The 24,297-nt window shown below is 59.6% G+C and carries 13 protein-coding genes and 10 pseudogenes; 12 read left to right on the forward strand and 11 right to left on the reverse strand.

Translation table 11 applies throughout. The annotated features are described in order from the left end of the window. Nucleotides 1-1,383, reverse strand: a complete 1,383-nt coding sequence (locus ACVW1C_RS29170) for an IS110 family RNA-guided transposase (protein ID WP_456758468.1) — start codon at nucleotides 1,381-1,383, stop codon at nucleotides 1-3. Between the two features lie 229 nt (nucleotides 1,384-1,612). Here ACVW1C_RS29170 and ACVW1C_RS29175 point away from each other — a divergent pair. Then, nucleotides 1,613-2,487 (forward strand): annotated as a pseudogene (locus ACVW1C_RS29175) (IS3 family transposase); the annotation flags it as partial. Between the two features lie 69 nt (nucleotides 2,488-2,556). Here ACVW1C_RS29175 and ACVW1C_RS29180 read toward each other — a convergent pair. Next, a pseudogene (locus tag ACVW1C_RS29180) lies at nucleotides 2,557-2,775 on the reverse strand (helix-turn-helix domain-containing protein); the annotation flags it as partial. Next, nucleotides 2,753-3,016: pseudogene (locus ACVW1C_RS29185) on the reverse strand (transposase); the annotation flags it as partial. The pseudogenes ACVW1C_RS29185 and ACVW1C_RS29180, both read right to left, overlap by 23 nt. Before the next feature lie 89 nt (nucleotides 3,017-3,105). On the opposite strand from ACVW1C_RS29185, the gene tnpB reads away from it, so the two are divergent. Both tnpB and tnpC read left to right on the forward strand, forming a co-directional pair. Further along, nucleotides 3,106-3,876 (forward strand): IS66 family insertion sequence element accessory protein TnpB, encoded by a 771-nt coding sequence (tnpB, locus tag ACVW1C_RS29190; RefSeq protein ID WP_456761277.1) that lies wholly within the window; start codon nucleotides 3,106-3,108, stop codon nucleotides 3,874-3,876. Between the two features lie 68 nt (nucleotides 3,877-3,944). Next, complete coding sequence (gene tnpC, locus ACVW1C_RS29195) at nucleotides 3,945-5,546, forward strand: IS66 family transposase (RefSeq protein ID WP_456761278.1); 1,602 nt, start codon at nucleotides 3,945-3,947, stop codon at nucleotides 5,544-5,546. Nucleotides 5,547-5,558: 12 nt separating this feature from the next. Here the strand turns inward: tnpC and ACVW1C_RS29200 are convergent. The 3 genes and pseudogenes from ACVW1C_RS29200 to ACVW1C_RS29210 all read right to left on the reverse strand — a co-directional run. Then, a pseudogene (locus ACVW1C_RS29200) lies at nucleotides 5,559-6,594 on the reverse strand (IS701 family transposase); the annotation flags it as partial. Nucleotides 6,595-6,843: 249 nt separating this feature from the next. Beyond that, on the reverse strand, nucleotides 6,844-7,650 hold the full coding sequence (locus ACVW1C_RS29205; protein ID WP_456761279.1) for a class I SAM-dependent methyltransferase: 807 nt from the start codon (nucleotides 7,648-7,650) through the stop codon (nucleotides 6,844-6,846). 663 nt (nucleotides 7,651-8,313) lie between these two features. After that, nucleotides 8,314-9,340: pseudogene (locus tag ACVW1C_RS29210) on the reverse strand (IS110 family RNA-guided transposase). A 47-nt stretch (nucleotides 9,341-9,387) separates the two neighbouring features. Here ACVW1C_RS29210 and ACVW1C_RS29215 point away from each other — a divergent pair. From ACVW1C_RS29215 to ACVW1C_RS29230, 4 genes and pseudogenes are all read left to right on the forward strand, one after another. Next, entirely contained in the window at nucleotides 9,388-9,609 is a 222-nt protein-coding gene (locus tag ACVW1C_RS29215; RefSeq protein WP_456761280.1) for an IS66 family transposase, read from the forward strand. Between the two features lie 59 nt (nucleotides 9,610-9,668). Beyond that, nucleotides 9,669-9,803 (forward strand): annotated as a pseudogene (locus ACVW1C_RS29220) (IS66 family transposase); the annotation flags it as partial. Between the two features lie 139 nt (nucleotides 9,804-9,942). Then, on the forward strand, nucleotides 9,943-10,068 hold the full coding sequence (locus ACVW1C_RS29225; RefSeq protein WP_456763308.1) for a hypothetical protein: 126 nt from the start codon (nucleotides 9,943-9,945) through the stop codon (nucleotides 10,066-10,068). A 982-nt stretch (nucleotides 10,069-11,050) separates the two neighbouring features. After that, nucleotides 11,051-11,956: a TauD/TfdA dioxygenase family protein gene (locus ACVW1C_RS29230; protein WP_456761281.1), complete on the forward strand. Its 906-nt coding sequence runs from the start codon at nucleotides 11,051-11,053 to the stop codon at nucleotides 11,954-11,956. 999 nt (nucleotides 11,957-12,955) lie between these two features. On the opposite strand, the pseudogene ACVW1C_RS29235 reads toward ACVW1C_RS29230, so the two are convergent. Next, nucleotides 12,956-13,817 (reverse strand): annotated as a pseudogene (locus ACVW1C_RS29235) (saccharopine dehydrogenase family protein); the annotation flags it as partial. 346 nt (nucleotides 13,818-14,163) lie between these two features. Here ACVW1C_RS29235 and ACVW1C_RS29240 point away from each other — a divergent pair. From ACVW1C_RS29240 to ACVW1C_RS29250, 3 genes and pseudogenes are all read left to right on the forward strand, one after another. Continuing rightward, a pseudogene (locus tag ACVW1C_RS29240) lies at nucleotides 14,164-14,376 on the forward strand (transposase); the annotation flags it as partial. A gap of 228 nt (nucleotides 14,377-14,604) precedes the next feature. Beyond that, nucleotides 14,605-15,153: pseudogene (locus ACVW1C_RS29245) on the forward strand (transposase); the annotation flags it as partial. 33 nt (nucleotides 15,154-15,186) lie between these two features. Next, the gene (locus ACVW1C_RS29250; RefSeq protein WP_456761282.1) at nucleotides 15,187-16,035 is read left to right on the forward strand and encodes an IS3 family transposase; all 849 of its coding nucleotides are present in this window, start codon (nucleotides 15,187-15,189) and stop codon (nucleotides 16,033-16,035) included. A 175-nt stretch (nucleotides 16,036-16,210) separates the two neighbouring features. Here ACVW1C_RS29250 and ACVW1C_RS29255 read toward each other — a convergent pair whose 3' ends face one another. The 4 genes from ACVW1C_RS29255 to ACVW1C_RS29270 form a co-directional block, all read right to left on the reverse strand. After that, nucleotides 16,211-17,965: a recombinase family protein gene (locus ACVW1C_RS29255; protein WP_456761283.1), complete on the reverse strand. Its 1,755-nt coding sequence runs from the start codon at nucleotides 17,963-17,965 to the stop codon at nucleotides 16,211-16,213. A gap of 104 nt (nucleotides 17,966-18,069) precedes the next feature. Next, complete coding sequence (locus ACVW1C_RS29260) at nucleotides 18,070-18,309, reverse strand: hypothetical protein (protein WP_456761284.1); 240 nt, start codon at nucleotides 18,307-18,309, stop codon at nucleotides 18,070-18,072. Between the two features lie 616 nt (nucleotides 18,310-18,925). Then, nucleotides 18,926-19,177 (reverse strand): hypothetical protein, encoded by a 252-nt coding sequence (locus ACVW1C_RS29265; RefSeq protein WP_456761285.1) that lies wholly within the window; start codon nucleotides 19,175-19,177, stop codon nucleotides 18,926-18,928. 1,038 nt (nucleotides 19,178-20,215) lie between these two features. Further along, a complete protein-coding gene (locus ACVW1C_RS29270) occupies nucleotides 20,216-20,641 on the reverse strand; it encodes a beta-eliminating lyase-related protein (protein ID WP_456763207.1) in 426 nt (141 codons plus the stop codon). Nucleotides 20,642-22,122: 1,481 nt separating this feature from the next. Between ACVW1C_RS29270 and ACVW1C_RS29275 the strand changes: the two genes are divergently transcribed. Together ACVW1C_RS29275 and ACVW1C_RS29280 are read left to right on the forward strand one after the other, a co-directional pair. After that, nucleotides 22,123-22,881: a GntR family transcriptional regulator gene (locus ACVW1C_RS29275; RefSeq protein WP_456761286.1), complete on the forward strand. Its 759-nt coding sequence runs from the start codon at nucleotides 22,123-22,125 to the stop codon at nucleotides 22,879-22,881. Between the two features lie 143 nt (nucleotides 22,882-23,024). Beyond that, nucleotides 23,025-24,121, forward strand: a pseudogene (locus ACVW1C_RS29280) (IS3 family transposase). Nucleotides 24,122-24,297 lie beyond the last annotated feature (176 nt).

The following is a 24,297-nucleotide window of genomic DNA, read 5'->3' on the forward strand; positions in this document are numbered from 1 at the left end:
CTAAGAAACGGCAGCATCTACTTTCGGCTCCAAGGGCTGGAGAACAAAGCCGAATGCCTTGGCACGCCGATGCAAATTGTTGACCACTCGCGTCCGGTAACACGTCTCGTAGGACGAGGCCCCGGGATCGACATAGTCCATTCCGTATCGCAGAGCATTGTAGAACAGAACTGCGATCTTCCGGGCCGTGGCGGTCACGGCCTTGGCCTTGCCGATGCGCGCTGAGAGCCGTCTATAAAAGGCGCCGAGCGCGGTGTCTGTACGACCCACGGTCACGGCAGCAAGGCGCAGAAGTGCCGCCGCTCGGCCGCCGGATCGGCGCGTTCGGGACGAGAGCATTTTGCCGCCGGAGACCTTGTTGCTCGGCGCCAGTCCCAGCCAGGAGGTAAAATGCTTTGCACTTGGCCACGAGGAGAGGTCGTCGCCGCATTCAGCGATCAGCTTCAGCGAGAGGTAAGGACCGAGGCCGTCGATCGCGGTGAGGTCCTTTCCGAGCAACGCGAACAGCGCCTCGCGGACGTCGAAAGCTGGAGCGTTCGCCTGATCGGTTCGATTCCGACGCCGCGAGACCCGCGGCGCTGATCCATGGCCATGACCGCGATGGATGCTCAGTTCTTTCAACACGGCTTCGATCCGGGCGTCGCAGGCGGATGCCTTCTCGTGGTAGGCGTCGTAAAGCGCAAGTGCCTGCTCGAGCGCAAACAGATGCTCGGCGCGATAGCTTCCGGTGAGCGCCTTCGCGATCGTCTCGGCGCTGGAGCGGCAACTGTAATGGCGCAAGCACGCCAGCGCCTCCGGATCGCGCTCGCCGGCAAGGATCGCGCGTATGATACGCAGGCCGGTCGCGCCGGTGATGTCGGCGACAACGTGGTGCAGCTGAAGATTCATCTCCGTCAAGGCCTTCTGCATATGCTGGATGTGTGAGGCCGCGTACTCCAGCAGACGCTCGCGCTGACGCACGTAGGCTCGCAGCTCGGCAATCTTCCCTTTGGGCCGAAAGCTGGCCCGCAGCAACCCGAATGAATGGAGCCGCTGCAGCCATTGCGCATCGCTGACATCGGTCTTGCGCCCCGGCACGTGCTTGGCATCGCGCGCATTGACAAGAAACACGGTAAACCCCCGGGCATCGAGAAGCTCGAAAATCGGAATCCAGTAGACGCTGGTCGATTCCATGACGACGGTCTCGACGCCGCATTCCGTAAACCAGTCGACCAGCCGATGCAGATCGGCCGTGAAGGTACCGAAGCTGCGGACTGGCTGCGGTGCGCGATCTGCCCTCACAGCAGCCATGTGCATAGTCGCTCCGACGTCGATGGCAGCCGCGTTCGGGTGCACCATCGGCATCTTACCACCGTTCCTCGACTTCGATCTTTTGGCGTTCATCTCTAATCCTCCTGCTGACGGTCGCGGAAGGGCTGGTGCTGCGCTATTGGTCAGATTCCTAAACGGGATCGCTGGATGGCGTCACCACTCTCAAGTGCGCAACAACCCATGGACCAGGTTTTTTAACGGGGTCACGTGCCACCAAAATCGTATCGGCCGCTCCCTTCCGGTCGGCAATCTAGCGCCGGTCCGTTTCTATCCCACAGGGGGCGCGCAGCGCCGCGCATAGTTTTTTAGAAGGAGCGCTCACCAAGGCGGGATTGCTGAGCGCAAAGCGATGATCGACCGTGAGCACGATCTGTCGATCACCAGGCAGGCGGAAGTTTTGAAGATCAGCCGTAGCAGCGTCTATTATCTGCCGCGCCCGGTGTCGCCCGACGATCTCGCGACAATGCGACGGCTTGATCGGCTGCATCTGGAGTTCCCTTTCGCCGGTTCGCGAATGTTGCGAGGCCCGCTGGCTGCCGAGGGGTGCAAGGTCGGCCGCCGGCATGTCAAAACGCTCATGCGGCGGATGGGGATAGAGGCGCTGTACCGTCGTCCGCGCACCACCACCCTGAGCCCGGGCACAAGATCTATCCGTATCTGCTGCGCGGCGTGGAGATCACGCGCCCGAACCGGGTCTGGGCAATGGATATCACCTACATCCCGATGGCGCGCGGCTTCGTGTATCTCGCTGTCGTGCTGGACTGGGCGACCCGCCGGGTTCTGTCGTGGCGGCTCTCGATCACGATGGAGGCGGCGTTCTGTGTCGAGACACTGGAGGACGCTTTGGCGCGTCACGGCAGGCCTGAAATCTTCAACACGGATCAGGGCTCGCAGTTCACCGGCTCGGCCTTCACCGGCGTGCTCGCCAGCAACGGCATCGCCATCAGCATGGACGGTAAAGGAGCTTGGCGGGACAACGTGTTCGTTGAGCGATTGTGGCGCAGCGTCAAATACGAGGAGGTTTATCTGCGGGCCTACGACAGCGTGTCCGACGCCCGCGCCTCGATCGGCCGATACCTGGACTTTTACAATGCCCGACGTCCACATTCGAGCCTTGACGGCGGCACACCGGATCAAGCCTACTTCAACCCGCTGCCAATCCGCATGGCGGCCTAACCCCGGCAGAGCCTCCACTTATCGACGCGGAGATTCTGTTCAGACAACCGGGACCAGCTCTGTCACCGCCTCCAGAATCAATTGCGAATGCGCTTCGATGCGCTGCGATTTGCGGTCACCGCCCTGGCGTTTAGGAACGATGTCGCCGACTTTCTTGAGGCGACCGCGCCAGCGGATCGCACTGGCCGCGCTGACACCAAAGCGCTCAGCAGCCTGTCGACAGGACATGCCACCGTCAATCGCGGCTACCACCCTTTGGCGAAGATCAACCGAAAGCGGCCTGGCCATACATGCTGGCCTCCCCGCCAGCATGCAGCTTGAATCTGACTCGCGCCGTTTTGGGAATCCCCACCCGATTCTTTCCGGTCGGAAAATGCTCTAGAAAACCGTAGGCGGCAATGCACAATGTTGCGTGGTGGTGGAAGCCACGCCAGCTTCGTCCCTCGAAGTGACCAAGGCCAACCTCCTGTTTGAGTTCGTGGTAGTCGCGCTCGATGCGCCAGCGCAGCTTGGCAATATCGACCAGCTGACGAAATCCAATGGTAAGCGCGAAGGCAGTACCCTGGCTTCAGGGTTAGATTAAATGTGCGAAGAAGCCGGCTCGGACGGAGGTTTTGGATGGGATTGGACGGCAAAAAAGACGTCCATTTGGACGGCTCGTCGGTTGGGGCGGTCAGCCGGCTTGAAGTGCTTGAAGGACCGTCGGGGCGTCGTGTGCGTTCGGAGGCTGAAAGGGCGCGGATCGCCGCCGAGAGTCTGCTGCCCGGCGCTCAGGTGTCGGAGGTAGCGCGCAAGCACGGGGCAACGCGCTGGCAGGTTTACGATTGGCGACGACGCTTTCGACAGCGAGGCGAAATGCCGTCTGCGGAAGCTCCGCGGCCACCGTTCGCGCCGCTGGTTGAAGGGCCGTTAGAGGAGCGTCACGTTCCGGCGGGTCAAGCTCGAGATTGCGATCGGCGACGTCGTGGTGCGGACGGACGCGTCGATAGATGGGGAGCAGCTGTCTCGGGTGATCCGCGCGGTGCGGGCGTCACGATGATTGCACCCGGCGCCGAGCTGAAGATTTACATCGCGACGCGGCCTGTCGACTTCCGCTGTGGCCACGATGGGCTTGCTGCGAAGGTGCAGGAGATGCTCGGTCTCGACCCGTTCAGCGGCGCGGCCTTCGTGTTCCGGTCGAAACGGGCGGACCGGATCAAGATTCTGGTGTGGGATCGAACCGGCCTGGTGTTGGTGCACAAACGCCTCGAGGGCTGCAAGTTCGTATGGCCAAAGATTGCGGACGGCGTGATGCGGATATCGCCGGCGATGTTCGCGGCGTTGTTCGAAGGCTTGGATTGGAGGTTGGTCCGCCCGGAGGAAGCGCGGCGTCCACAGGCCGCTGGATAACTGCGGCAGAATCACTCGGAGCCGAGTTGCGCATGGCGCCGGCGGCGGAGATGTGTTCGACATAGCGCATGAGCACCGCGACGCTGCGCGACGAGAACGAACGCCTGAAGGCGCTTTTGGCGGAAACGCAGGCGGCGTTGAGCGAGCATCAGGCGGCGCTGGCGACGTCGGAAGAGGCGCGGCGTCGGTTGGAGGTCATTCTCGGCGAACTACGCCGGGAGAAGTTCGGAGCGAAGTCCGAGAAGCTGCGGCCAGATCAATATCATTTGCCGCTCGAAGACGTGGAGATCGCGCAAGGCGTCCTGGACGCGGCGCAGGAGAAGGCGGCGGCGATCATCAGGGGGCGATCGCCCGCCGGATCGGATCAAGACCGTCATCGCAATCGGGGTTGCCTGCCTGCTCATTTGCCGCAGGTGGAGCGGATCATTGAGCCTGCGAGCACGCTCTGTCCGTGCGGCTGCGGCGCCATGACGAAGATCGGCGAGGACGTCAGCAAACGCCTCGACGTGATCCCGGCGCAATGGCGGGTGTTGGTCACGCGCCGTCCGAAATACGTCTGCCGTCGCTGCTCGGGCGCTGTCGTGCAGGCACACGCGCCGGAGCATGTCGTGCCCGGCGGGCTGCCGACCGAGGCGGCCATTGCGCACGTGATCGTCTCCAAGTTCGGCGACCATACGCCGTTTTACCGTCAGGCCGGGATCTATGCGCGACAAGGGATCCGGCTCGATCGGGCGACGCTGGGCAACTGGTCAGGCCGCGCCTGCTTCCATCTCCAGCCCGTCGGCGATCATATGCGCCGCCATCTGGCCACGGCGGATCGTCTGTTCATGGACGAGACCACGGCGCCGGTGCTCGATCCCGGGCGCGGCGAGACGAAGAAAGGCTACTTCTGGGCGATCGCTTCCGACGATCGCGGCCATAGCGGCCCAAGTCCGCCGATCGTGCTGTTCCGCTATGCATCCGGACGCAGCGGCGCTTTTGCCGAACAGTTCCTGGCGGGCTTTAACGGGCGCTTCCTGCAATGCGACGGATACGACGGCTATGACCGGCTCTGGGAGCTGGCTCGACCACAAGGGCCGTGGACGCTCGTGCATTGCTGGAGCCATCTGCGCCGGCGCCTGGTCAAATTGGCGCGCAACAGCAAGTCGCCGATCGCCGAGGCTGCAGTCCGGCAGATCGCACAGCTTTACGCCATCGAGGCCACGGTCCGCGGCCTATCGCCGGACATCCGGTTGGCCGCGCGCAAGGAGCATTCGCTGCCCATCGTCGCCGCGTTGAAGCCGTGGTTCGAGAAACAGCTGTCGATGATCTCGAGCGGCTCGACGCTCGCCCAGGACATCCGCTACGCGCTCAATCATTGGCCCGGACTGACGCGCGTCCTCGATGACGGGCGTCTCGAGCTCGACACCAATCCGGTCGAAAACGCGATCCGGCCGATCTGCTTGACCAGAAAAAATGCGCTCTTCGCTGGTCATGAGGTCGGGGCCGAAAATTGGGCCTTGCTTGCGTCGATCGTTGCCACCTGCAAGCTCAACGACGTGAACCCCGTCGCCTACATCGCCCAAACACTCGAGGCGATCATCGCCGGCCATTCCCAGAGCAGAATCGAAGACCTCATGCCATGGCGATTCCGCAAAACGTCAAGGCAGCATCAATGGGGTCGCGGCTAAGCGCTTACATCCAATGTTGGCCGCAAGCGTTGAAAACCAATATTTGGTTGGTGCTGCCTCGCCCTCTGGCCACTCGATCAGCAGCCATTCCTCGGGCCGGCTTTCGGCGAGCCAGTAATCTCGATGTGCCGGACGGACGCGCACACGGGCAAACCGCGAAGACAACGGTTCTGCCGTACCCTCACGCCACGTGATCTTGTGCCAAGCATGCGCTGGCAGACCGATCGCAAGCTTCTTGACCGAAATCGGTCGGTGTTTGCTGTCATGCCGTAGCAGTTTCGGAGGTCGTCCGTTCCCCGACCATGCCTTCGGCGGCCTCGGTCCGGTTCCGGGCGCCCATACCGAGGTTGTGGCAAGATGCCGGCCACGTAGCTCAGGCCCAGTTCGGTAATACTCCCACGCAGAGCGGTGTCGGTGCCGTAGCCGGCGTCCATCAGGACCACGCCGCGTGGCAAGCCCACCGCACAGGCCCAGCGCAAATGATCAAGTGCAATTGCCGGCTTGGTCTTGAAGGTGATTTCCTTGGGGACTCCGGCTTTGCGCCGACGTGTACGGTCCGTCACCCACTCTCCTTTGGGAGATAGAGCCGATAGGCCACCGGCAAGCTCGCATGATGGTTCGCAAGCGAAAGAGATACGGCCACCTGACAATTGTCTTGCTTGCCCAACTGGCCGCAATATTGCGGCGCAACGCCGATCGAATGCCGCCCCTTCTTGGGAAAGCCCGTATCATCAATGATCCACGCTTCGATCGGCCCGCAGCGTTCGATGCCCGGCAGCACCAACTCACGGACCTTGGCCAACACTTGCTGGTCCGACCAGTCACCTTGACCGACAAAATGCAACAACGACTGATGTTGCGCTGCTGTCCGCTCAGGTGCCGTGATCGCCGCCATCGGCTCGACGCTCTTGCGATCGCAAGGCATCATCAGCCCGGTACAGTAGTCGCGCAGCGGTTTGGCGCGTCCCGCATGGCCGATCACACTCGCAAGGCCCTCAATATATGCCGAAAACCGCGACGCTACGTCTCCCGATTTTGTCAGACTCATCTCAGCCCCCGCATGCCGAAAAGTGAGTCTTCTCAAATATATGATTCCTGTCGACAAGGGCCGCGACACTCTGACTCAGTAAGACTAGGGGACTGGAGGGGCGATTGCACCCTAGCTCCTTCTGGTCTGCATCGGCAGCTACCGCAAGGTCCCAAAATGCGGTGACCGAAGCACAAGATATTAGGAGTTTCGCATTATTCGCTGTCCGATCCATGAGAATAGCCGAGCACTTGGGGCTGGGGTGGATGATCATCTAGAGGTAATGGCAATTACCTCACCTCGTTGAGCATGCCATGCGGAAGTGCGAAATCGTAGGCTCGCCGGCTGCCGTCTTCGGAACGTATCCCTGATCATTTGTAATATCGAATTCCAATCCTCTGGAGCGACCTGGCTCGGAATATCGTGCCTCCCAGACCAAAACTTGACAAACCGCTCCTCGCTCATGGGTATCGCTTCGCTGGTAGCGAGTGAAATGCAGTTACCCAGACCGGGATATTGGTTGAGAAGCGCCGCGTATGTTCCCATCTGACCGAGGAGTTGAGTAAGCGCCCGGCGTAAAGCCGGTGCCATGTCGCGTATCCGGTTTTCGATTTCTAGTTGGAAGGGGTCAGTTTCAAGATCTGCAAAGAAGGTTGCGATTGTGAAGAACCCGCGAGGCTTTAAGAGCCGCATGCTTTCGCGAAGCGCCTCCCTCGCGTTCGTCAAATGGAATGATGTGCCATAGCAAACCCAATCTAGCGAACCGTCAGCTAGGCCCGTGCGCTCTCCGGGCGTATTAATCCATGATACGGCTGGATAGTTTGGACTAAGCCTCTGCCCCACTGCGACCATCTGGCTCTCAGGTTCGACTGCATAACCCGAAAGCCCCATATCAGCTAGAGCATAAGCGATCGCGCCCGTGCCCGCGCCGATATCGCCGAATATCGGGCTCTCGGTTACTTGTTTTACCTGGTCAGCAAGCATCTGAAGCAGTCGCCGTGAATAGGCCGGGAACGCCGGATAGTACTCTGCTGCGTCGGAAAAGCTTCCAAAAGACGGCCTCTTATCAACTTGCATCTTTTCTCTCCATCATGTTGATGATTTGCTGGGGTGCGTCGCATCTCACGTGCAACCCCTGGTGTGCGGCCCTCGCGGCTTGCAAGTGAGTTCAAAACTCGTGCCACTGGTTGATCGAAGCCGAAGAGAGAACTGCGTTTGTTTGCCTTCAGCGATTTGAGCTGCGAGCGAAAGTGAGTGAATGGCAAATGAGCTTGTGTAGCGGAGCGGACAACCGACAGAACGTGGCGGCATTCAGCCAACCCGGGCGACATCGCACCCGCAATCTGCCATTTCTGCGCGCATGCCATGGATGACCGGCCATGGGGCGGGCCCTCGGCGCAGGCGGTTGCCTACGGCCGCGGCACGGAGGAGATCGCCGGACAATTGATGGGCTTTTCCGGCGTTCTGCAAGTGGATGTGTGTGGACGCCCAGTAAATGCAAGCAAAATATAACTTTGGAACAGGCATGTGGTCGGGTGCTGACGTGTGTCCGGCCTCGTGATGCGACCTCGACACGTCGCGGGCCCTTATGGAATACGTGGATTGGATCCAATTCGGCTACGCGTGCTCGCTGGCACTCATCCACCTTTTGATTCTTCCAATCCCGGTCCCTGACCGATTGCCCATAACCTCCGTTCGACTTTACCACATTCCCGACGTCTCCCGGCGTCTGGCTTTGCGTTACGCCGCGCCAGACGCTGGAGCTTGGTAGGCGCCACCGCGAACCATCAAGGCCCAGGCGATGCGCGCCATTTTGTTCGCCAGAGCGACCGCAATCAGCTTTGGCGGCTTCTTCAAGAGCATTCTCGCCAGCCAGGATCGTGCTGGCGATCCGTAGCGTCTTGCCCATCGCACGACGGCGGTCGCACCAAGCACAAGGAGGCGCCGGAGATCTCGCCGGCCCATCCTGGAGATTTTGCCCAGCCTATCCTTGCCTCCAGAGGAACTCTTGTTTGGGCGTGAGACCAGTCCAGGCCGCAAAATCCCGCCCCTTGGAAAAGGTCTCCGCCGACGGCGACAAGGCCTCTATCGCTGTGGCGCAGATTGCGCCGATCCCCGGAATGGTCATTAAGCGAGCGGCCACCTCGTCCTGTCTAGCCCGTACCCGCAGTCCCTTCTCCAGCTCGGCTATCTGCTCCGACAGAGATTCCACGTGCTTCAAGAGATTCTGGCAAAGGCCGCGGGCAAGGTCGGGCAGGTCCGAATATGTTGCCAGGAGCTCATGCAATCGGGGGATATGTCTGACGCCCTGGGCCACGATCAAACCGTATTCCGCAAGATGTCCGCGCAAAGCATTAATCGCCTGTGTGCGCTGTCGAACCAAGAGATCGCGAACCTTGAACGCCATAGAAGAGGCTTGCTTCTCGGCGCTCTTGACGCCGACAAAGCGCATCGTTGGTCGAGACGCGGCTTCGGCGATCGCCTCCGCATCCGCTGCATCGTTCTTTTGACGCTTAACGAAGGGCTTCACGTAGGAGGGATGGATCAGCCGGACATCGTGACCAATTTTACCGATCTCCCGTCCCCAATAATGGGCGCTGGCGCAGGCCTCCATCGCGACCACACACCTCGGTAACTTGACGAAGAACTCGAGCAATCTGCTGCGGTTGAGCTTCTTGCGCAGAACGGTCCTCCCATCCTGCCCCGCGCCGTGGAGCTGGAACACGTTCTTCGCCAAATCCAAACCAATGATGCTAACCTCGTCCACGGATGCCCTCCTTGCTGGGTTGAAACACCCACACTTTGGCACAATCGATGCCGTCGGGGGGCGTCCACTCCATCGGCTATGCCGCCTTCAATGCGCTGGCGCGTGACCATGGCGGTGCAATCCAGCTCGCCTTTTGTCTTGTCCACGCCCGACGCAAATTCGTCGAGGTGTTCAAAACGACGCAGTCGCGCGCGCGAGGTGAGCGAACGCCTGCAGACAGTCTATGCCGTCGAAGGGAGATCCGCGCCAGCAGTGCGGTGCAGCGGTAGGCCACCCGCCGCACCAGCTCCGCTCCATTGATAGGGCGCTCAGGACGCGCCTGACCGCAATGGTCGGCCAGCTCTTCTCCCAATCGAAGCTGGCGAAGGCCATCAACTACGCACTCGATCACTGGGACGGGTTGACGCTGTTTTTCTGCGACGGCCGTGTCGAGGTGGACAGCAACACAGTCGAGCGCTCCATGCGCCAGATTGTCATGGGAAGACGCAACTCATTGTTCAGCGAAAGTGAAGGCGGCGCCGAGGGCTGGGCGATCCTGGCTTCACTCGTGAACACAGGAACTCGACCCGGAGGCCTACCTGACCGATGTGCTGGAGCGCATCGTGTCCGGGCGAACCAAGAGCCATCAGCTGCGCGAGCTGCTCACCTGGGAACTGGAAGGCGGCGCGCCATCGCACCGCACAGGCTGCTGCATGAGCGCGCGCGTCGCCCTAAAGCAGCATCGTTGATGGCGTCAGCCGCGATGACACTTGCGGAGCTTGAGGGATGGCTCCTGGCTCGCGTCGATGGGCATCCTGCCGCCACCAGCATTCCCTCGACGGTATGCCGCCGCGATCGTAGCCGGACCGGTGTCGATTAGCCCGCTCGACTGGATCTGCCCGCTGCTCGCGATCGAAGCCGACGCTTTCAATTATGATGGCACGCCGGAGTTCGCCGCAATATCGGCCGTCGCGCTGCGACGCAACGACATCAGCAATGCCCTCTCGACCGGTTCGAGCCGATACATCGGCGCGAAGTCAATGGCGATATCGATCCGCGCCCGTGAGGGCTTCTATGCTGCGATACAGCTCGCCTGTCGGCGTGGTTGCCGTTGCTGGACGCCGGCAACGTCAATCACGGCCTGCTGCAGCCCATCCTGCTGCATAGTCGCGATGATCAGAGCCGTCCGCCGCTCGGATCACCGCAAGGCAGTCGTAACGCCTACGCCGAGATCCCAGCGGCCGTCGAGGCCTTGCGCCGGTATTGGATGCTTATCCTACGCAGGCACACGCTGATCACCGCGGACGTGAGAGCTCATACCATTTACCCTACTCCTGAAGCCTGGCTCGCCCCATGGTCATTCTAGGGGCGGTCAGTTGTCGAGAATAGAAGTGGGCGAATATCGATGATCATTCGAGGCGACAGCCTCAAATTGAAGGTGGATAGATCCTCTGTTCATTCTCCTTGTAACGCGCGCGTGGTCCATAGATCGAGGCGATCTTCCAGTTTCTGACGGCGCAGGTATCGATCGGCCCACTAGGAGAGGTAGGTGTGATGGCGATGGAGACATGTAACATTAGTCATTAGCGAACGCGAGGCAACATGAATTAAGCGCTAACTAGTCGCGTAAGGCCCAAACGTGATGTCGACAATCCCTTTCAATGGTTTTCGTTTCACAACAGATAGCTTTGTCCGGCGAAAAGGAAACCGCAATCTTGGAGAATTGCCATAATGAGTGAGAGCAATGTCATTTCGCGTACTGATGTCGTCAAACGCGCGCCGCGTATTGGGGCTGAAATCAGGAACATCAAGCTATCGGGTGATCTACCGGACCAGACCATAGCTACGATAAACAGCCTGCTGCTTGAGCACAAGGTCATCTTCTTCCGCGACCAGGGGCATCTTGATGACGTCGAGCAGGAGCGCTTTGCTACGCGATTTGGGAAGCTTGCGCCAAATCCGACGTTTGATGCTAACAAGGGAACGATCTCGACCCTCGAGATTGCTTCCGCACGCCCACCTTTCCGGGCTGACATTTGGCACATGGATTGGTCGTGCCGAGATGCCTATCCCAAGATTTCGGTGCTGCGGGGCGTTGTGATACCGTCACTCGGCGGCGACACAGTGTGGTCGAACACCGCAGCTGCATATCTGGACTTGCCGCTGCCGCTGCGACGGCTTGCCGACGACCTCTGGGCTGTTCACAGCTTGGTCATATTTGCTCGCCCTAGCGAAGCCAATAAGAATCTTTATGATGATGCCACTATTAGGGCGAGGTTCGAGACTGAACATCCAGTCGTACGTGTTCACGCCGAGAGCGGCGAGCGCACGCTACTGCTCGGCTCCTATTGGCAACGTTTTATCGACGTCCGGAAAAATGACGGCCAGAGGCTGTTCGATCTATTTGAGTCTCATATCATTGTGCCGGAAAATACTGTGCGCTGGAGTTGGAAGCAGGGTGATGTTGCTGTCTGGGACAACCGCGCAACGATGCATTATGCGGTTATGGATTACGGCGACCAGCCCCGTGTCGTTCATCGTACGATGGTCGAGGGGGAGGTGCCCGTCAGCGTCGATGGCCGGCGCAGTATCGCTCGTGTCACGGTCGTCGAGCCGCCGTCCCCGAATGTCGTCTAAGAGCATGATGTTCTTATACGCAAACATAGCTGAGTGAGATAGTTTGCAGCAGTGCTGTTTGGAGGAGAGATCGAGGAGTTCGGCGACCTCCGCCGGGTCGCCTCGACCCCGCGAGGCTCCGCCGCTCGGATTAGGTGTTTGAGTTTGGCGAAGGCCTTCTCGATCGGATCGATCCGGGGCTGTAGGGCGGGATGAAGAGTAAATGCGCTCCAGTATCGGATTGCCCTTCTGTCGAGGTTGTCGAGAATGACGATCTCGTCTTTTGCCATGGTGTGCGCCAGCACATTCCGGATATAGAGTGTAACGCGCTCGCCATTGATGGGGCCATCGATGACCCTCGCGCCCTGAACCGATCGTGGCACAATGCTGCGGTGGTGGTCGTTTTCTCCGGCTGGTCGAAGGTCGTCGATGCCTGGAGCCGTTACTAACTCGTTCCCAGCCGCGGAGGCCATGTTGGTTTTGATCCTCTTCCCATCGAAAAAACCAGGAGCATTGCGCTAATCCCGCACCTTGGTGACACCTTCAGCGTCTCCTTTTACGGAGCGATGTCGCAGCGATCCTGGTTGTCCGGCGGAAGCACTTTTTTTAAGCTGACTCTTCGGTATGAGCACAAGTTCCCACGGCGGCACATCCGTTTTGATCCCGTGCGCAGCTGGCGGATCTGTTGGAGCGCCTCGACGACGGTGTCCCGAAGCATCTGGATCGAGACCTGCTCGATCTACAGAGCTCGTTGCATTTGATCTTAGGACGCCGCGGTTTCGGACGGCCTTCTGCACAGCGGCAAAGATGCCGGTATCGCTAGTCCACCAACGGTGCGTCATCACGGTCGAGTACGGCGTTCTCCGTAGAAGCCTTTTAAAGCGATCGTACAAGGCAAATAGGAAAAGCGGGCACCTACTGAGACTGAGTAGCTCTTTGGCCGCTGCTGCGGAAACAAAGCGGAAGCGCCGAGACATTTAGTGGCTCCATCCGTAACGGAGCTGACGGCACGCGAATGCCTCATCGAGACTCGCCTAGCCGACGCCGTCCGGATTGTAAATCTGGACCAAACCGATTGCTGAGGAAGTCCGACAAAACGATCTCCGTCTGTTGGACAAAGCCCTTTTTTGTTGACAGCCTCCTGCACCGCCGCGGTCGTGGTCTGAATGGCGCTCAGTTTGCGCCCCGCAATAACTCCAGCATAGGTCTTTTGCATAGCTTTCCTGTACATAGCGCTCGTACCGCGAGCCCTAGACTGTGACGAAGATGACGACAACATTCTGCATCGTTGCGGGTAGTGTGTTTTCGAACAGACAGCAGCGCCTTAATGATCATCTGATGGCCGGGATAACGAATGGTGCGGTAGTCCATGGTGCGTACCTTACCCTCCAGTGTCCTTGCCAACGTGCCAAGGGGCCGGAGGTACTGAAAGCGTCATAGGTCACGCCGTCGAACGAAAGCCTCTCCCGCTCTTCCATGGCTCGCACATTCACCGCTCTGCCCTCCACGATAGCTTCGTATGGCTCCATGTATTCGTTGATCAGACCCTCGATGCTCCAGGTCAGGTCAGTTATAGTTGAGTAAGTTGAAGGAATACTGCGGCGTCGTACCGACGCGCATGCGTACACGATCGAGGCGATCGAAGCGCGATGCCAGATCGTTGGCGACGATCGAAGTAAAGTCGGGGCCAGACCGCACTGGGGGATGAATGCATGCTCGGTGTTTCGAGGCAGAGCCTCGACCTTCTTTGTAGTCGTGACATCCTTCGAGATGGTGGGCACTGGCTCCAGTGATGTGTGTCGTCAAGTGGAGGGACAGTCGAAAGCACAGCGAATTTACAGTTGAGCGTGGCCAACACACTTGCCCGATTGGCGATGTCCACGTGGGTTTCGCAGGTGAACGCAGTAAGCCTTTAGGATTGTCCGGGGAACCGCCCGTTCCTGTTGGCTGACAAGGTTGTTGGTAAGTTGGCGGCGCCACGTTCGCGGCCCTTCGGCTAGCCCCTTGTTGCTCGATATTGATCTTGATGGTGCGTTCGGGCGCCCTACGGTATGGAGGGTTGCATGACCCATCGGCATGCTCAATCAATTCCTTTAGCTCGCGACTCACGTTCACCCATTCGAGTGACGCACAATCCACCAGTAAGGCTTCACGTTGCATGTCTCGGTGTGAACCTCCTCCGAATTGATGGACACCTGTAGTAGGCTCGAAGAGCCAGGAGGTGTCGGATGGAAGGACGTCAACGTCGGTCGTTTACGGATGACTACAAGCGGCAAGCGGTCGATCTCGTAGCATCGAGCGGGCGCTCGGTCGGATCGGTGGCCAAGGAGCTTGGGCTGCGCGATTCCGTGCTGCGGCGGTGGGTGGAGCAGCGAGGGGGCCGGCTGCAGCCGTCGGCGGACCACGCGGCAGAGATCGCGCGTTTGCAGCGAGAGAACGAGCGGCTGCGCATGGAGCGCGACATTTTAAAAACTGTCCAGCACCGTGGCGCGCCTATGCGGCGTAGAAACAGCCTCGTGCTATCCTCTGCCGCTGGGAGGGTAGCGGCCGTCCGATTATTGGAGGCAAAGATCCCCGTTAAAAAACGTGGTCCATGGGTGCATGCGATCGCGGCACTGAGCAATAAAGGCGCAAAACCGGTCGGAAAGCTATCCAAGCCACGCATCAAGACCAAACAGGTCAACACGCCCACCTTCGATGTCAGGACCGCGCTGTATGGTGTGGTCGGCGTCGATCTGACTGAGATCCATGGGTTGGGTCCATCACTGGCATTGAAGCTCGTCGGTGAGTGTGGCACCGATCTGAGGGCATGGCCGAGCGCCAAGCACTTCACTTCCTGGCTCTGCCTTGCACCAGGCAACAAAATCTCCGGCGGTAAGGTGTTGTCCTCGCGCACACGGAGATCGTCCAGTCGGGCAGCCGCACTGTTGCGGTTGGCAGCCACAACCGTGGGGCGGAGCGATACGGCGCTCGGAGCATTCTATCGCCGACTGTCGTCACGTGCGGGCAAGTCGAAGGCGGTGACAGCGACCGCCCGCAAGATCGCAGTTTTATTCTACAACACCCTCCGCCACGGCATGAGCTACAGGGATCCTGGTGCCGACCAATATGAGCAGCAATACCGCAACCGCGTCCTCGCCAATCTACAGCGCCGCGCGAAATCGCTGGGCTTCGTGTTGCAGGCCATTCCCGGCGACGCCAATCCGGCTGTTTCTTAGGAAGTCGATCGCGATCTTTGCTGGAACGCGGACATGAGGTTCCGCTTCATCGAAGATCGTCGCGCCGATTATCCGGTAACGCTCCTGTGCGACGTGCTCGGCGTCTCGCCGGCCGGCTATTATGCCTGCCGCTCGCGCCCGGAGAGTCAACGATCTGCGGCCAATCGTGACCTCGTCGACGACATCAGGCGGGTCCATCGCGACGCCCGCGGTCGTTATGGCAGCCCGCGCATCCATGTCGAGTTGAAGGCCCAGAGCCGCGGGGCGAGCCGCGGTCGCATCGAGCGGTTGATGCGGCATCACGGTATCAGGGCCATCATGGCGCGGCCACGCCGGGTGCGCACCACCGACAGCCGTCATGACTTCCCGATCGCCCCGAACCTGCTCGAGCGTAACTTTATGGCCACCGCGTCGAACCGAATCTGGCTCGCCGACATCACCTACGTCGAGACCGATCAGGGCTGGCTTTATCTGGCCGCGGTCATGGACCTCTACAGCCGCAGGATCGTCGGCTGGGCGATGGCGGATCATTTGCGCGCCGAGCTGCCCTTGGCGGCCTTAGCGATGGCCATTGCAACACAACGGCCTGGCACCGGCCTGGTCCACCATTCAGATCGTGGCGTTCAATACGCCTCGGCGGAGTATCGCAAGGTGATGCAGTCCGCCGGATTCCGGGCCTCGATGAGCCGCAGGGCCGATTGCTATGACAACGCTCCGATGGAGAGCTTTTTCCACACGCTCAAAACTGAACTCGTCCATCACAGGCACTATGCAACACGGCAGGAGGCCACATGTGATATCTTTGCCTACATCGAAGGCTTCTACAACCGCGCATCAGAACACCCATCTGTCTATGTTGTTGAAGAGAAGAGAGTTTGCTGATCGGGATGCGGTCCTGTGGGGTATCTTGGGTTCTGTCGCGCTCCTTCGGCGATAGATTGAGCGGCAGCTGTTATCAGCGAGGCGCGAGCAAAGATCCACGGGCCGTCCGATAGCGGATGGATGGCTGCGATCTCGCCGGCTTCAGCGGCGAGCCGGAGCGTCTTGGGCGCGACCTTCAGGAGCTTTGGAGCTTTGCGGCGTTGCTAAGGTTGAGCCAGGGTTCGATCCCGTCATCGGCGGGCTTGAACACCGGGAGGTGGTAGCTCGAGCGCATTGATGTGACGCGCTCGCGGGTCCAGCGATTGCCGTTGCCCGTCTTGAGGCTGTTTCGGTTGAGGAGGCCGGCAATCAGATCGTCGCTGGCGATCAGCACCAGTTGACGCACGGCTTGGATAATATCGGCGGAAGTGCTGTTGCGCTGTCCGCGCCGGCGCTTGGGCAAGCGCAACTCGCTGTGAGCGCCACCCACCCAGTGGACGATGAGAACGATCTCGGACGCCGCGTCGTCTATATCGGCCACGACCTCATGGACGAGGGTGCGTACAATGCGCTTCTTGAGACGAGCATCCGTCGTCGGCGCATCCCAGACCGTTTTGAGGTTCGAGGCCAGTACGCCGAGCGAAGCTGGATCAGCAATGGGGGCGGGCGTGGCCGCATCATGCATGGCGATCTTGCCCTCGACCTCCGCCGCGTGAGCGAGTGCCCTGTTCCAGCGCGCTTCCAGCTCACTCGCCACCAACCGGTTCGCGGGGTCGGCGGCATCGTATTGCCGGAAAGCCCGGTCGGCGGCATAGCGCGCCGCTTCCAGATCGCGACTGAGCGCATCGCGCACCTGATCCCGCCGTTCCCTGGCTCCTTCGGCGGCAGCGGTTGCTGCGGCGATAGCGCCCGGACCGACGACGCCAAGCAGTGCTTCCTCGATTGCATCATCGACACGCAATCCGCCGAAGGCGATGCAGTGAGGACCGCCATTGTCCATCCAGGCGCGGCTGCAGCTGTAGCGTGGGATATGGTGCTTCATGCCGGAGTACAGGAGTGTGAGCTTGCGGCCGCAGCGCTTGCACCGGATCAGACCGGCCAGCAGCGCGTCACCATGCTTGGGTGCGCCGTGATGCCGACCGGTGGGAACGTTGCTGCTGACCATGGTGCGGATCGCCTCGAACCTCTCCCAGCTCACATACCCGTCGTGGGTGTTGGGCTTCAGCGCCAGCCATTCGTTCCGTGTCTTGCGGCGGATCTTCACGCTCACGCCCCCGGCGCTGTATCCCGCCGCCACAGCCGTCTTACCATAGGCATAGGCGCCGCCGTAGACCGGGTTCTCAATGATCCGGTGGATGGCGGAGTAACTCGGTCGCCGCCAGGCTGTGTCGCCGTTGGACTGCTTCACTGGTAGATCGAGATTGTACTCGTGGAGCCAGCAGAGCGCCTGTCGCGCGCTGCCCAGTTCCTCGACCTTGTCGAACACCAGCTTGATCGCTTCCTGGACACGCCGATCCGGATCTTTCTCATAATGGTCGCCGGCCTTCACGAAGCCGACGGGCGCCGCCACAACCAACTCGCCCCGGCGCGCCTTCTCGTAGCGGGCTGAGAGCGAGCGTTGGCGCAACAAATCCAGTTCGTACTCGTTGAGGCTGCCCTTGAGCCCGAGCAGCAGGCGGTCGTTGCCGTGCCTTGGCGCATAGATAGTCTCCTGATCGACCAGAACGGTATCGACCACGCGGCACATCTCGATGAGTTGCTGCCAATCCCGGCTGTTGCGGGCGAAGCGCGAGACCTCGCGGGCGCAAACCGCACCAACCTTACCGAGGCAAACCTCCGCTACCATTCGCTCGAAACCGGCGCGTTGCACGTCGCCGGCGGCTGAACGACCGAGATCATCATCGATCACTCCGATCTCTGACCACCCGAGTGCCGTCAGCCGGTCCCGCATGGCGTTGCAATGCGCTGCTCTCGCGATTGTGCAACACCTGATGTGCTGAGGATTGGCGCACGTAAAGAATCGCCTTACGCTCCAGATGATGAGGCCTGACCTTGTCAGAGATCATGATCGACCCCCTTCGCGGGCGGCGTCGCTGTCATCGCAGCATGGTCGAGGATCAACTGCGTCATCAGGCTTGTGAGGGCCGTCCGCGCTTCCGCCGGCAGCTCCGACCATGCCGGCGCGCCGAGGGCGCCGTTCGACAAGCCGCTCCCGAACAGATTTATCTGCTGCTGCAACCGCGGTTGTCGATTGTGTCGGTATCCGCTCCCTGGCATTGCCGTCTCGCGTGACATGAGTCGCTCCCCGATTCTGGTCGTGAGAGCCTCTGGATGCGCCAGAAAGCGGGGCAGCTGATGGCGTTCGATCCTTCAACGCCAGATCGAGAAGCGCAGCGAGCGCCGCAAGTGCATCGATGCTAACAAACGGCCGAACTGTCAGAAGCTCGGCGTCAGGGCAGGCCGTCCGGTCGAACATCCATGCTGGAACTTCCAGCCAACGGTCTGCTTGCGATCCGTCCAGGGTGCAGCGAAAAACGACATCGTCAGCCTTGTCGACCGCCCCATAAACGCAAACTCGGCGACTAAACCAGGGATGATGCCGATAAAGAACCTCGCGAAGAACGGTCCTGTGGGCGTTCTCAAACGTCGTTGTACAACCGGACCAGGCGCCACTCAGCCATCGGATATATCAGCCCGATCGAGATGGAGCTAAAAGCAGCTTAACCCTGTCCATTTTTTTGGGGGAAGATCAGTGAGTAAGTCTCATGCAAACTGCTGTGATACTGGAGGCTATCTTAGCGTCTGCTGGAACCGACGATTTAGCTCATCGACGGCGCGTGCCACGACACCGATCGCGTCTGGGGCGGCGAGTTGATAAGCGTGGCTCTCGCAAAGCGGAAAAGCAGCTCAGTCAAACTGAGGCACATTTGGGGAAGGTGTCCGAGGTTCCATCGTGGTCCTTCCATAGGTCATAGACCTCGGTCAGGAGTTCGCCGTAGACGCCGTCCCAGGCTGGTGCGTCGTCGAGAGGAACGTGGCCTAGTTCTCGAGCGGGCGTATTGTGCGCTCGCCCGAAGTAGGCTGCGTGCAGCTGCAACGGTTCGACAAGATCACCGAAGATGATGTGAGCAGCCTGCACGAAGAAGTGGTGGATCTGGTCCAATAGATTTGCTAAGGGAACGTAGAAGAAACAATTCGTCTGTTACTGTGTTTCGCCGTGAACGAGCTCGTTTTCGCACGAGCTTGGAAGTTAAGCCGAGCCGACGTCGACGGCTCGCTGCGCGCGTTCAAGCCATGCACGTTTGTTCATGACTTGTAAGGAATCGACTAAGTGCGCGGTAGTGGCGGGCACGAGCCCGCAGCACCGCAGCTCGCGCAACATAGCGCCGATGCGGTGGTCGAGTGGGAGCAAACAAATCGGACCAGGGCGATCATCTTGCCGACACGGCGTCGATTAATATATCAGTTGCCGTCGAAAGTGATTTCGTCCACCGTTCCCGGATAACGTCGCTCGGACGTCGAGGCATCGATCTGGAGAGAAGCTGCGTCACGCACCCCCTTCTGGGCGTGCGCTCTTTTAGCTTACGATGGATCGTAGACCAATCGGGCCCGAAGCAGCGTCGGTAGGGTAATTCCTGCTTAGTCCAGGGTGTGACCGTGGAGCTTTCTTCGTTAGGATCGCAGCATCGGCACCGGCGGGAGAACCTGCGGAAAATGCGCGCTCGAGGGCCACTCGTGCGGTCGAAGGATCGATCTCCAGGGCTCCGCGCGATCGCCTTGCGCGATAACCTTACGCCGAGCTTGAGCCGCAGAGTGTCCGGCTCTCTCCAAGGATTCGGCAGAGACCAGAGTGCTGCTCGAACTCATCAGCGCGCTCCGAACGGCGCGCAATGCGAATCACCTCCAGTCAGATCACCGGCGAATGGAATAGTGACGTCCGGGCTACCGCCATGACGCTCGCCGCCATCGATCGCCGCGTTCAGTTCGCTACGTTATCGAAATTGAAGTCGAGGGCTATCGCAGGCGCACTGCGATCGAGCGAAAATGCCCAGAACGGCCAGCGCCGCACGCGACACCAAAACAATCGCTGATTGACCCTCCGCGACGATCAGAGCGCAACTCCTACGCGCGACAATCATCGCGTGGCCGCTATTGGCTCGCCCGTCCTGATTGTCGCACGCCTCCCAGCCAGATTGTTGCGCTATAGTCGGTGTGCAGAAAGCGCGAACGGCAAAGGTCGATTGCGGAGCCCGAAGCGCGGCCGCGGCAAGGTGCCCTGCTTGGTGCATTGCATCGAGAGCCGCCGTACCACGTTTGGTAGCGACGCGCTGTCTGTATAACTTCCGCGGAACCCGCCAGGACGGAGCCGGCCGGTGCACCCAACCCTTTCGGCCATGCACACCGAGACTGTGTCTACATCTCTGCAGTACTCAGAGGGTGTAATGCCTGTGGCGACGCACGCGTTCCATAAGCGGACAGCATCCATATGGATCATCATCTTACGGTGGTCGGCAAAGCACGGCGAAGCGTCTCGCGGCGACCATGGACTGGGGGAACCGGACCACGCTGACGTGGCGAATATCGAGCGCGGATGTGTCTTTCTACGTCGATGCGCTGCGGGAAGCAGTTACCCGCTTCAGATGGCCGGATATCTTCAACGCCGGCCAGGGCAGCCAATCGCCGGCGCTGCGGCCACCGCCTTGCCGATGGCGGCCAACGTGCCCATCTCGACGGGCTGCCCCGGCTATTGATGGATAATGTGTCCCATAGAGCGGCTGTGGCGTTCGTTCGAGTACAAGGACATCTACTAAAGGCTGCGCGAACGACTGCGAGGCCCACACCAGCAGCGCCGCCTGGATTTGCACCGGAGTATGCGGAGGTTGAATCCGAACGTCGCTTGACACCGTCTTCTCACATGAGGATCCCTACCGACAAGGGATGATCTTCACCATCATTTCTCCATGTACGTTGAATATCTGCGATCGCCTTCCTGCAATAGCGGACGAATGTTCAATGACCGACACCCCATTGTTCTATTCATGACGGTGGTGCTTGGACAATTCCAGCCACATCTCATCTGAGCTCCTTGAATAGCGTTATCTCTTCTCAGCGGTTGGCACGGATCTTGAAGTCGGGTCGCGAGGCTGCGTGGGGCAGGCGAATGCTCGACGGCATGCGTCCCAGACCGATCAACCGTGCGACCAGACATTCGGCCATCAGTCCTCCCACCCAGTAATCCAAAATTCGGAGAGAGCTTACTGCCATGACACACCGGAAGTTGACCAAACCTGTTCAGAAACCGTGCGGTGCGGCTCTGAAAGCTTCATCTTGCTTTGACGGGGCGACAGGCGCCCATCTAAAGCTAAGCCCCGAACAAGAACAATTTGTAGACCCGATAGCGTCCGTATTCTCTGAGTTTTGGGATAACCCCCATCCCGAACTGAAGAACCCCTTCTCAATCGTGACCCACGATAGAGTTGGCAACTTCGTTGTGCTGCCTGAAAAGCCAGCTGTATTGGAATGGGCACCATCAGACGTGATAATTTGGCACAATCTTCGCATTGGCTCGACATGCCAGCGCAATGGGTGTGTTGCGGCAGCAGTCAGACTTGTCGCTCACTGGAGTGAGACGAACCGACCGTGCGTCCACTATCTCATGCTTGCAGTAGGACAGAGGCACTGCCCACATAGGCACAATCAGCACACAGAACATCCTCAAATATAAGATACGGTAGGATGCCAAGAATACTGCGCCCATCGACGCAATTCGATTTGAGTATCTCTATGAAATCATCGAAGCCGCTGGGACCGCCCCCACTCTTTCTAAAATTACGCCAATATCCAGGGGTAATCCGGGGTGGCCCAGCGAAAGCCTCCTTTCGGGTAGTGTCGCCCTTGTGTGGTTCACGGGCACAATGTTGATTCGTCTTTGGTGCTCTCGTTTCAGCTCCGCCACGAGGAGCGCGTGAGAGGAAGCAGTCCATTAATGTTCGAGTTCGAGTCCGGTCCAAATTACGCAAGCTGGGTCGCTGCTCAACAGAGCTCTAAACACATGGACTAGAAAGATATCTTTGGGCTGTATTTGGTGAAGTTACGGGAGTCTGCTAAATGCAGAGGACAGTTGGCGGCCCGCTGCACGAAACGGTCAGGCAAGAGATCATGCGGCGAGTAGTCAAAAATGAATACAGGGCAGGGGGAGCTTTGCCATCTGCCGCCGCGTTGGCAGAGGAGTTTGGCGTAAGCGCAATAACGATCAAGCGTGCGCTGCGAGACCTTCAATCTACCGGAATTCTGCGTTCCGTCCCGGGGCTTGGAACGTTTGTATGTGAGACGCGTAGGTTCATTTGCAATGTTGAGCTCGGCTTCACATCTTTTGAAGGTATGCGGAGACTTGGACTTAAACCGCGCATTCAATTGACATCAGTAACAAGGGAGGGAATCCGTCATCCGTCGTTTGGCGAGTTTGATGCACCGAGTCGAACAATGCTTTGCCTAAGAAGGATAATATCGGTCGATAGTACGCCGATCATACACGACACCTCGTACTTTCCGCTTTCCTTAAGCGAGAGAGTGATCGATGAGTTTGGAAGCAAGTTTGTCTTCGAGGCACTGCACGTTTGCGGGTTGAAGCTTCGAAAGACAAGCCTGCTCATCGACGCCGCACCAGTCTCGGAAGCCGCTCAACAGGCATTTGGGATTCCTAATGGATATGCAGCCCTCCGACGCCTTTATGAATTAACAATCATGGAGCCTTCATTCAAAATATTTGGAATGTCCGAATCGCCATTTGACCGACTAGCATTCTCCGCAGATGTCAGCAGGGGAGCGGATTACAGCACAATTGCGGATGCTATTGACTGGAAATGATCCCTGTTAGACAGGAAAATTCGAGTGGGTTTGATTAATGCAATGCGGTATGTTGCAACAGAGCTTTGATCCGAGGTCGGCAAACTGGACCATTTTTGACTAGAGTTTTCGCACCGATTCCCGGCTGGGAGGAGCGAAGAACGATGAAGGCTTCGAAGTTTTCGGACGCTCAGAAGGCGTTCAACCTGAAGCAGGGCAACGATGGCGTTGCGGTGGCAGAGATCTGCCGTAAGGCCGGGATCAGCCAGGCCACCTATTTCAATTGGAAGAAGAAGTATGACGGACTGCTGCTGACCGAGATGCGACGGTTGAAGCAGCTCGAGGACGAGAACGGCAAGCTGAAGAAGCTGGTGGCGGATCTGTCGCTCGACAAGGAGATGCTGCAGGACGTGATCCGCCGAAAGCTATGAAGCCTGGCCGGAAACGCAAGCTGGTCGACGAGGTTTGCGGTGAGTGGCAGGTCTCGATCCGCAAGGCTTGCGAAGCCCTCGAGTTCGACCGGTCGACCTACCATTACAAGTCGCGTCGCTCCGGCCAGGCTGCCCTCGAACATCGGATCAGGGAGATCTGTCATGCCCGCGTTGGCTACGGCTACCGCCGTGTCCACGTTCTGCTGCGCCGCGAGGGATGGCGCCACGGCCAGAACAAGACCCCGCGCATCTATCGCGAGTTGGGCCTGCAATTGCGCAACAAAACGCCGAAGCGCCGGCGTCAAGGCGCAAGCTGCGCGACGATCGCCGGCCGGCGACGCGGTCGAACGAGACCTGGGCGATGGATTTTGTCCACGATCAGTTGGCGACGGGGCATAAGCTGCGCGTGCTCACGATCGTCGATATCTTCTCGCGCTTCTCGCCGGCGCTGCAGCCCCGCTTCAGCTTCCGCGGCAGCGACGTCGTGGCGATCCTGGAAAGGGCCTGCAAGGAAATGGGATTCCCGGCGACGATCCGCGTCGATCAGGGCAGCGAGTTCGTGTCGCGCGATCTTGACTTGTGGGCCTACCAGCGCGGCGTCACGCTGGACTTCTCGCGGCCTGGCAAACAATGCCTTCGTCGAGGCCTTCAACGGTCGCTTCCGAGCCGAGTGCCTCAACGTCCGCTGGTTCCTCAGCCTTGCGGACGCCCAGGAAAAGGTGGAGACTTGGCACAGATACTACAATGAAGAACGTCCGCATGGGCCAATCGGCAACAGAGCGCCGATTTTGCTGCATAACCGCGATGGCGGCACCAGCCCGCCACCGTGAAAGAAGCGCAAAACTCTAGTTCTGGGTGGTCCAAAGTTCGGTCTCGCTGCGGGATCCGATGGCGGCGCCGAACACTGGGCTGTCGTCGCGTCCCTGGTTGAGACCTGCCTATGCCGAGCGCGGCATAGGCAGGTTTATGCCGGCCGCCGAACTATGCCGAGTTGGGTCGTTTTCCC

Source organism: Bradyrhizobium sp. USDA 4011 (assembly GCF_054063415.1).

What these genes read in the sequence shown, in the direction of transcription:
- ACVW1C_RS29170 (WP_456758468.1), bottom strand. Translation starts at nt 1,383, where the DNA reads ATGAACGCCAAAAGATCGAAGTCGAGGAACGGTGGTAAGATGCCGATG.
- tnpB (WP_456761277.1), top strand. Translation starts at nt 3,106, where the DNA reads ATGGGATTGGACGGCAAAAAAGACGTCCATTTGGACGGCTCGTCGGTT.
- tnpC (WP_456761278.1), top strand. Translation starts at nt 3,945, where the DNA reads ATGAGCACCGCGACGCTGCGCGACGAGAACGAACGCCTGAAGGCGCTT.
- ACVW1C_RS29205 (WP_456761279.1), bottom strand. Translation starts at nt 7,650, where the DNA reads ATGCAAGTTGATAAGAGGCCGTCTTTTGGAAGCTTTTCCGACGCAGCA.
- ACVW1C_RS29215 (WP_456761280.1), top strand. Translation starts at nt 9,388, where the DNA reads ATGCCGTCGGGGGGCGTCCACTCCATCGGCTATGCCGCCTTCAATGCG.
- ACVW1C_RS29230 (WP_456761281.1), top strand. Translation starts at nt 11,051, where the DNA reads ATGAGTGAGAGCAATGTCATTTCGCGTACTGATGTCGTCAAACGCGCG.
- ACVW1C_RS29250 (WP_456761282.1), top strand. Translation starts at nt 15,187, where the DNA reads ATGAGGTTCCGCTTCATCGAAGATCGTCGCGCCGATTATCCGGTAACG.
- ACVW1C_RS29255 (WP_456761283.1), bottom strand. Translation starts at nt 17,965, where the DNA reads ATGCGGGACCGGCTGACGGCACTCGGGTGGTCAGAGATCGGAGTGATC.
- ACVW1C_RS29260 (WP_456761284.1), bottom strand. Translation starts at nt 18,309, where the DNA reads ATGTCACGCGAGACGGCAATGCCAGGGAGCGGATACCGACACAATCGA.
- ACVW1C_RS29275 (WP_456761286.1), top strand. Translation starts at nt 22,123, where the DNA reads ATGCAGAGGACAGTTGGCGGCCCGCTGCACGAAACGGTCAGGCAAGAG.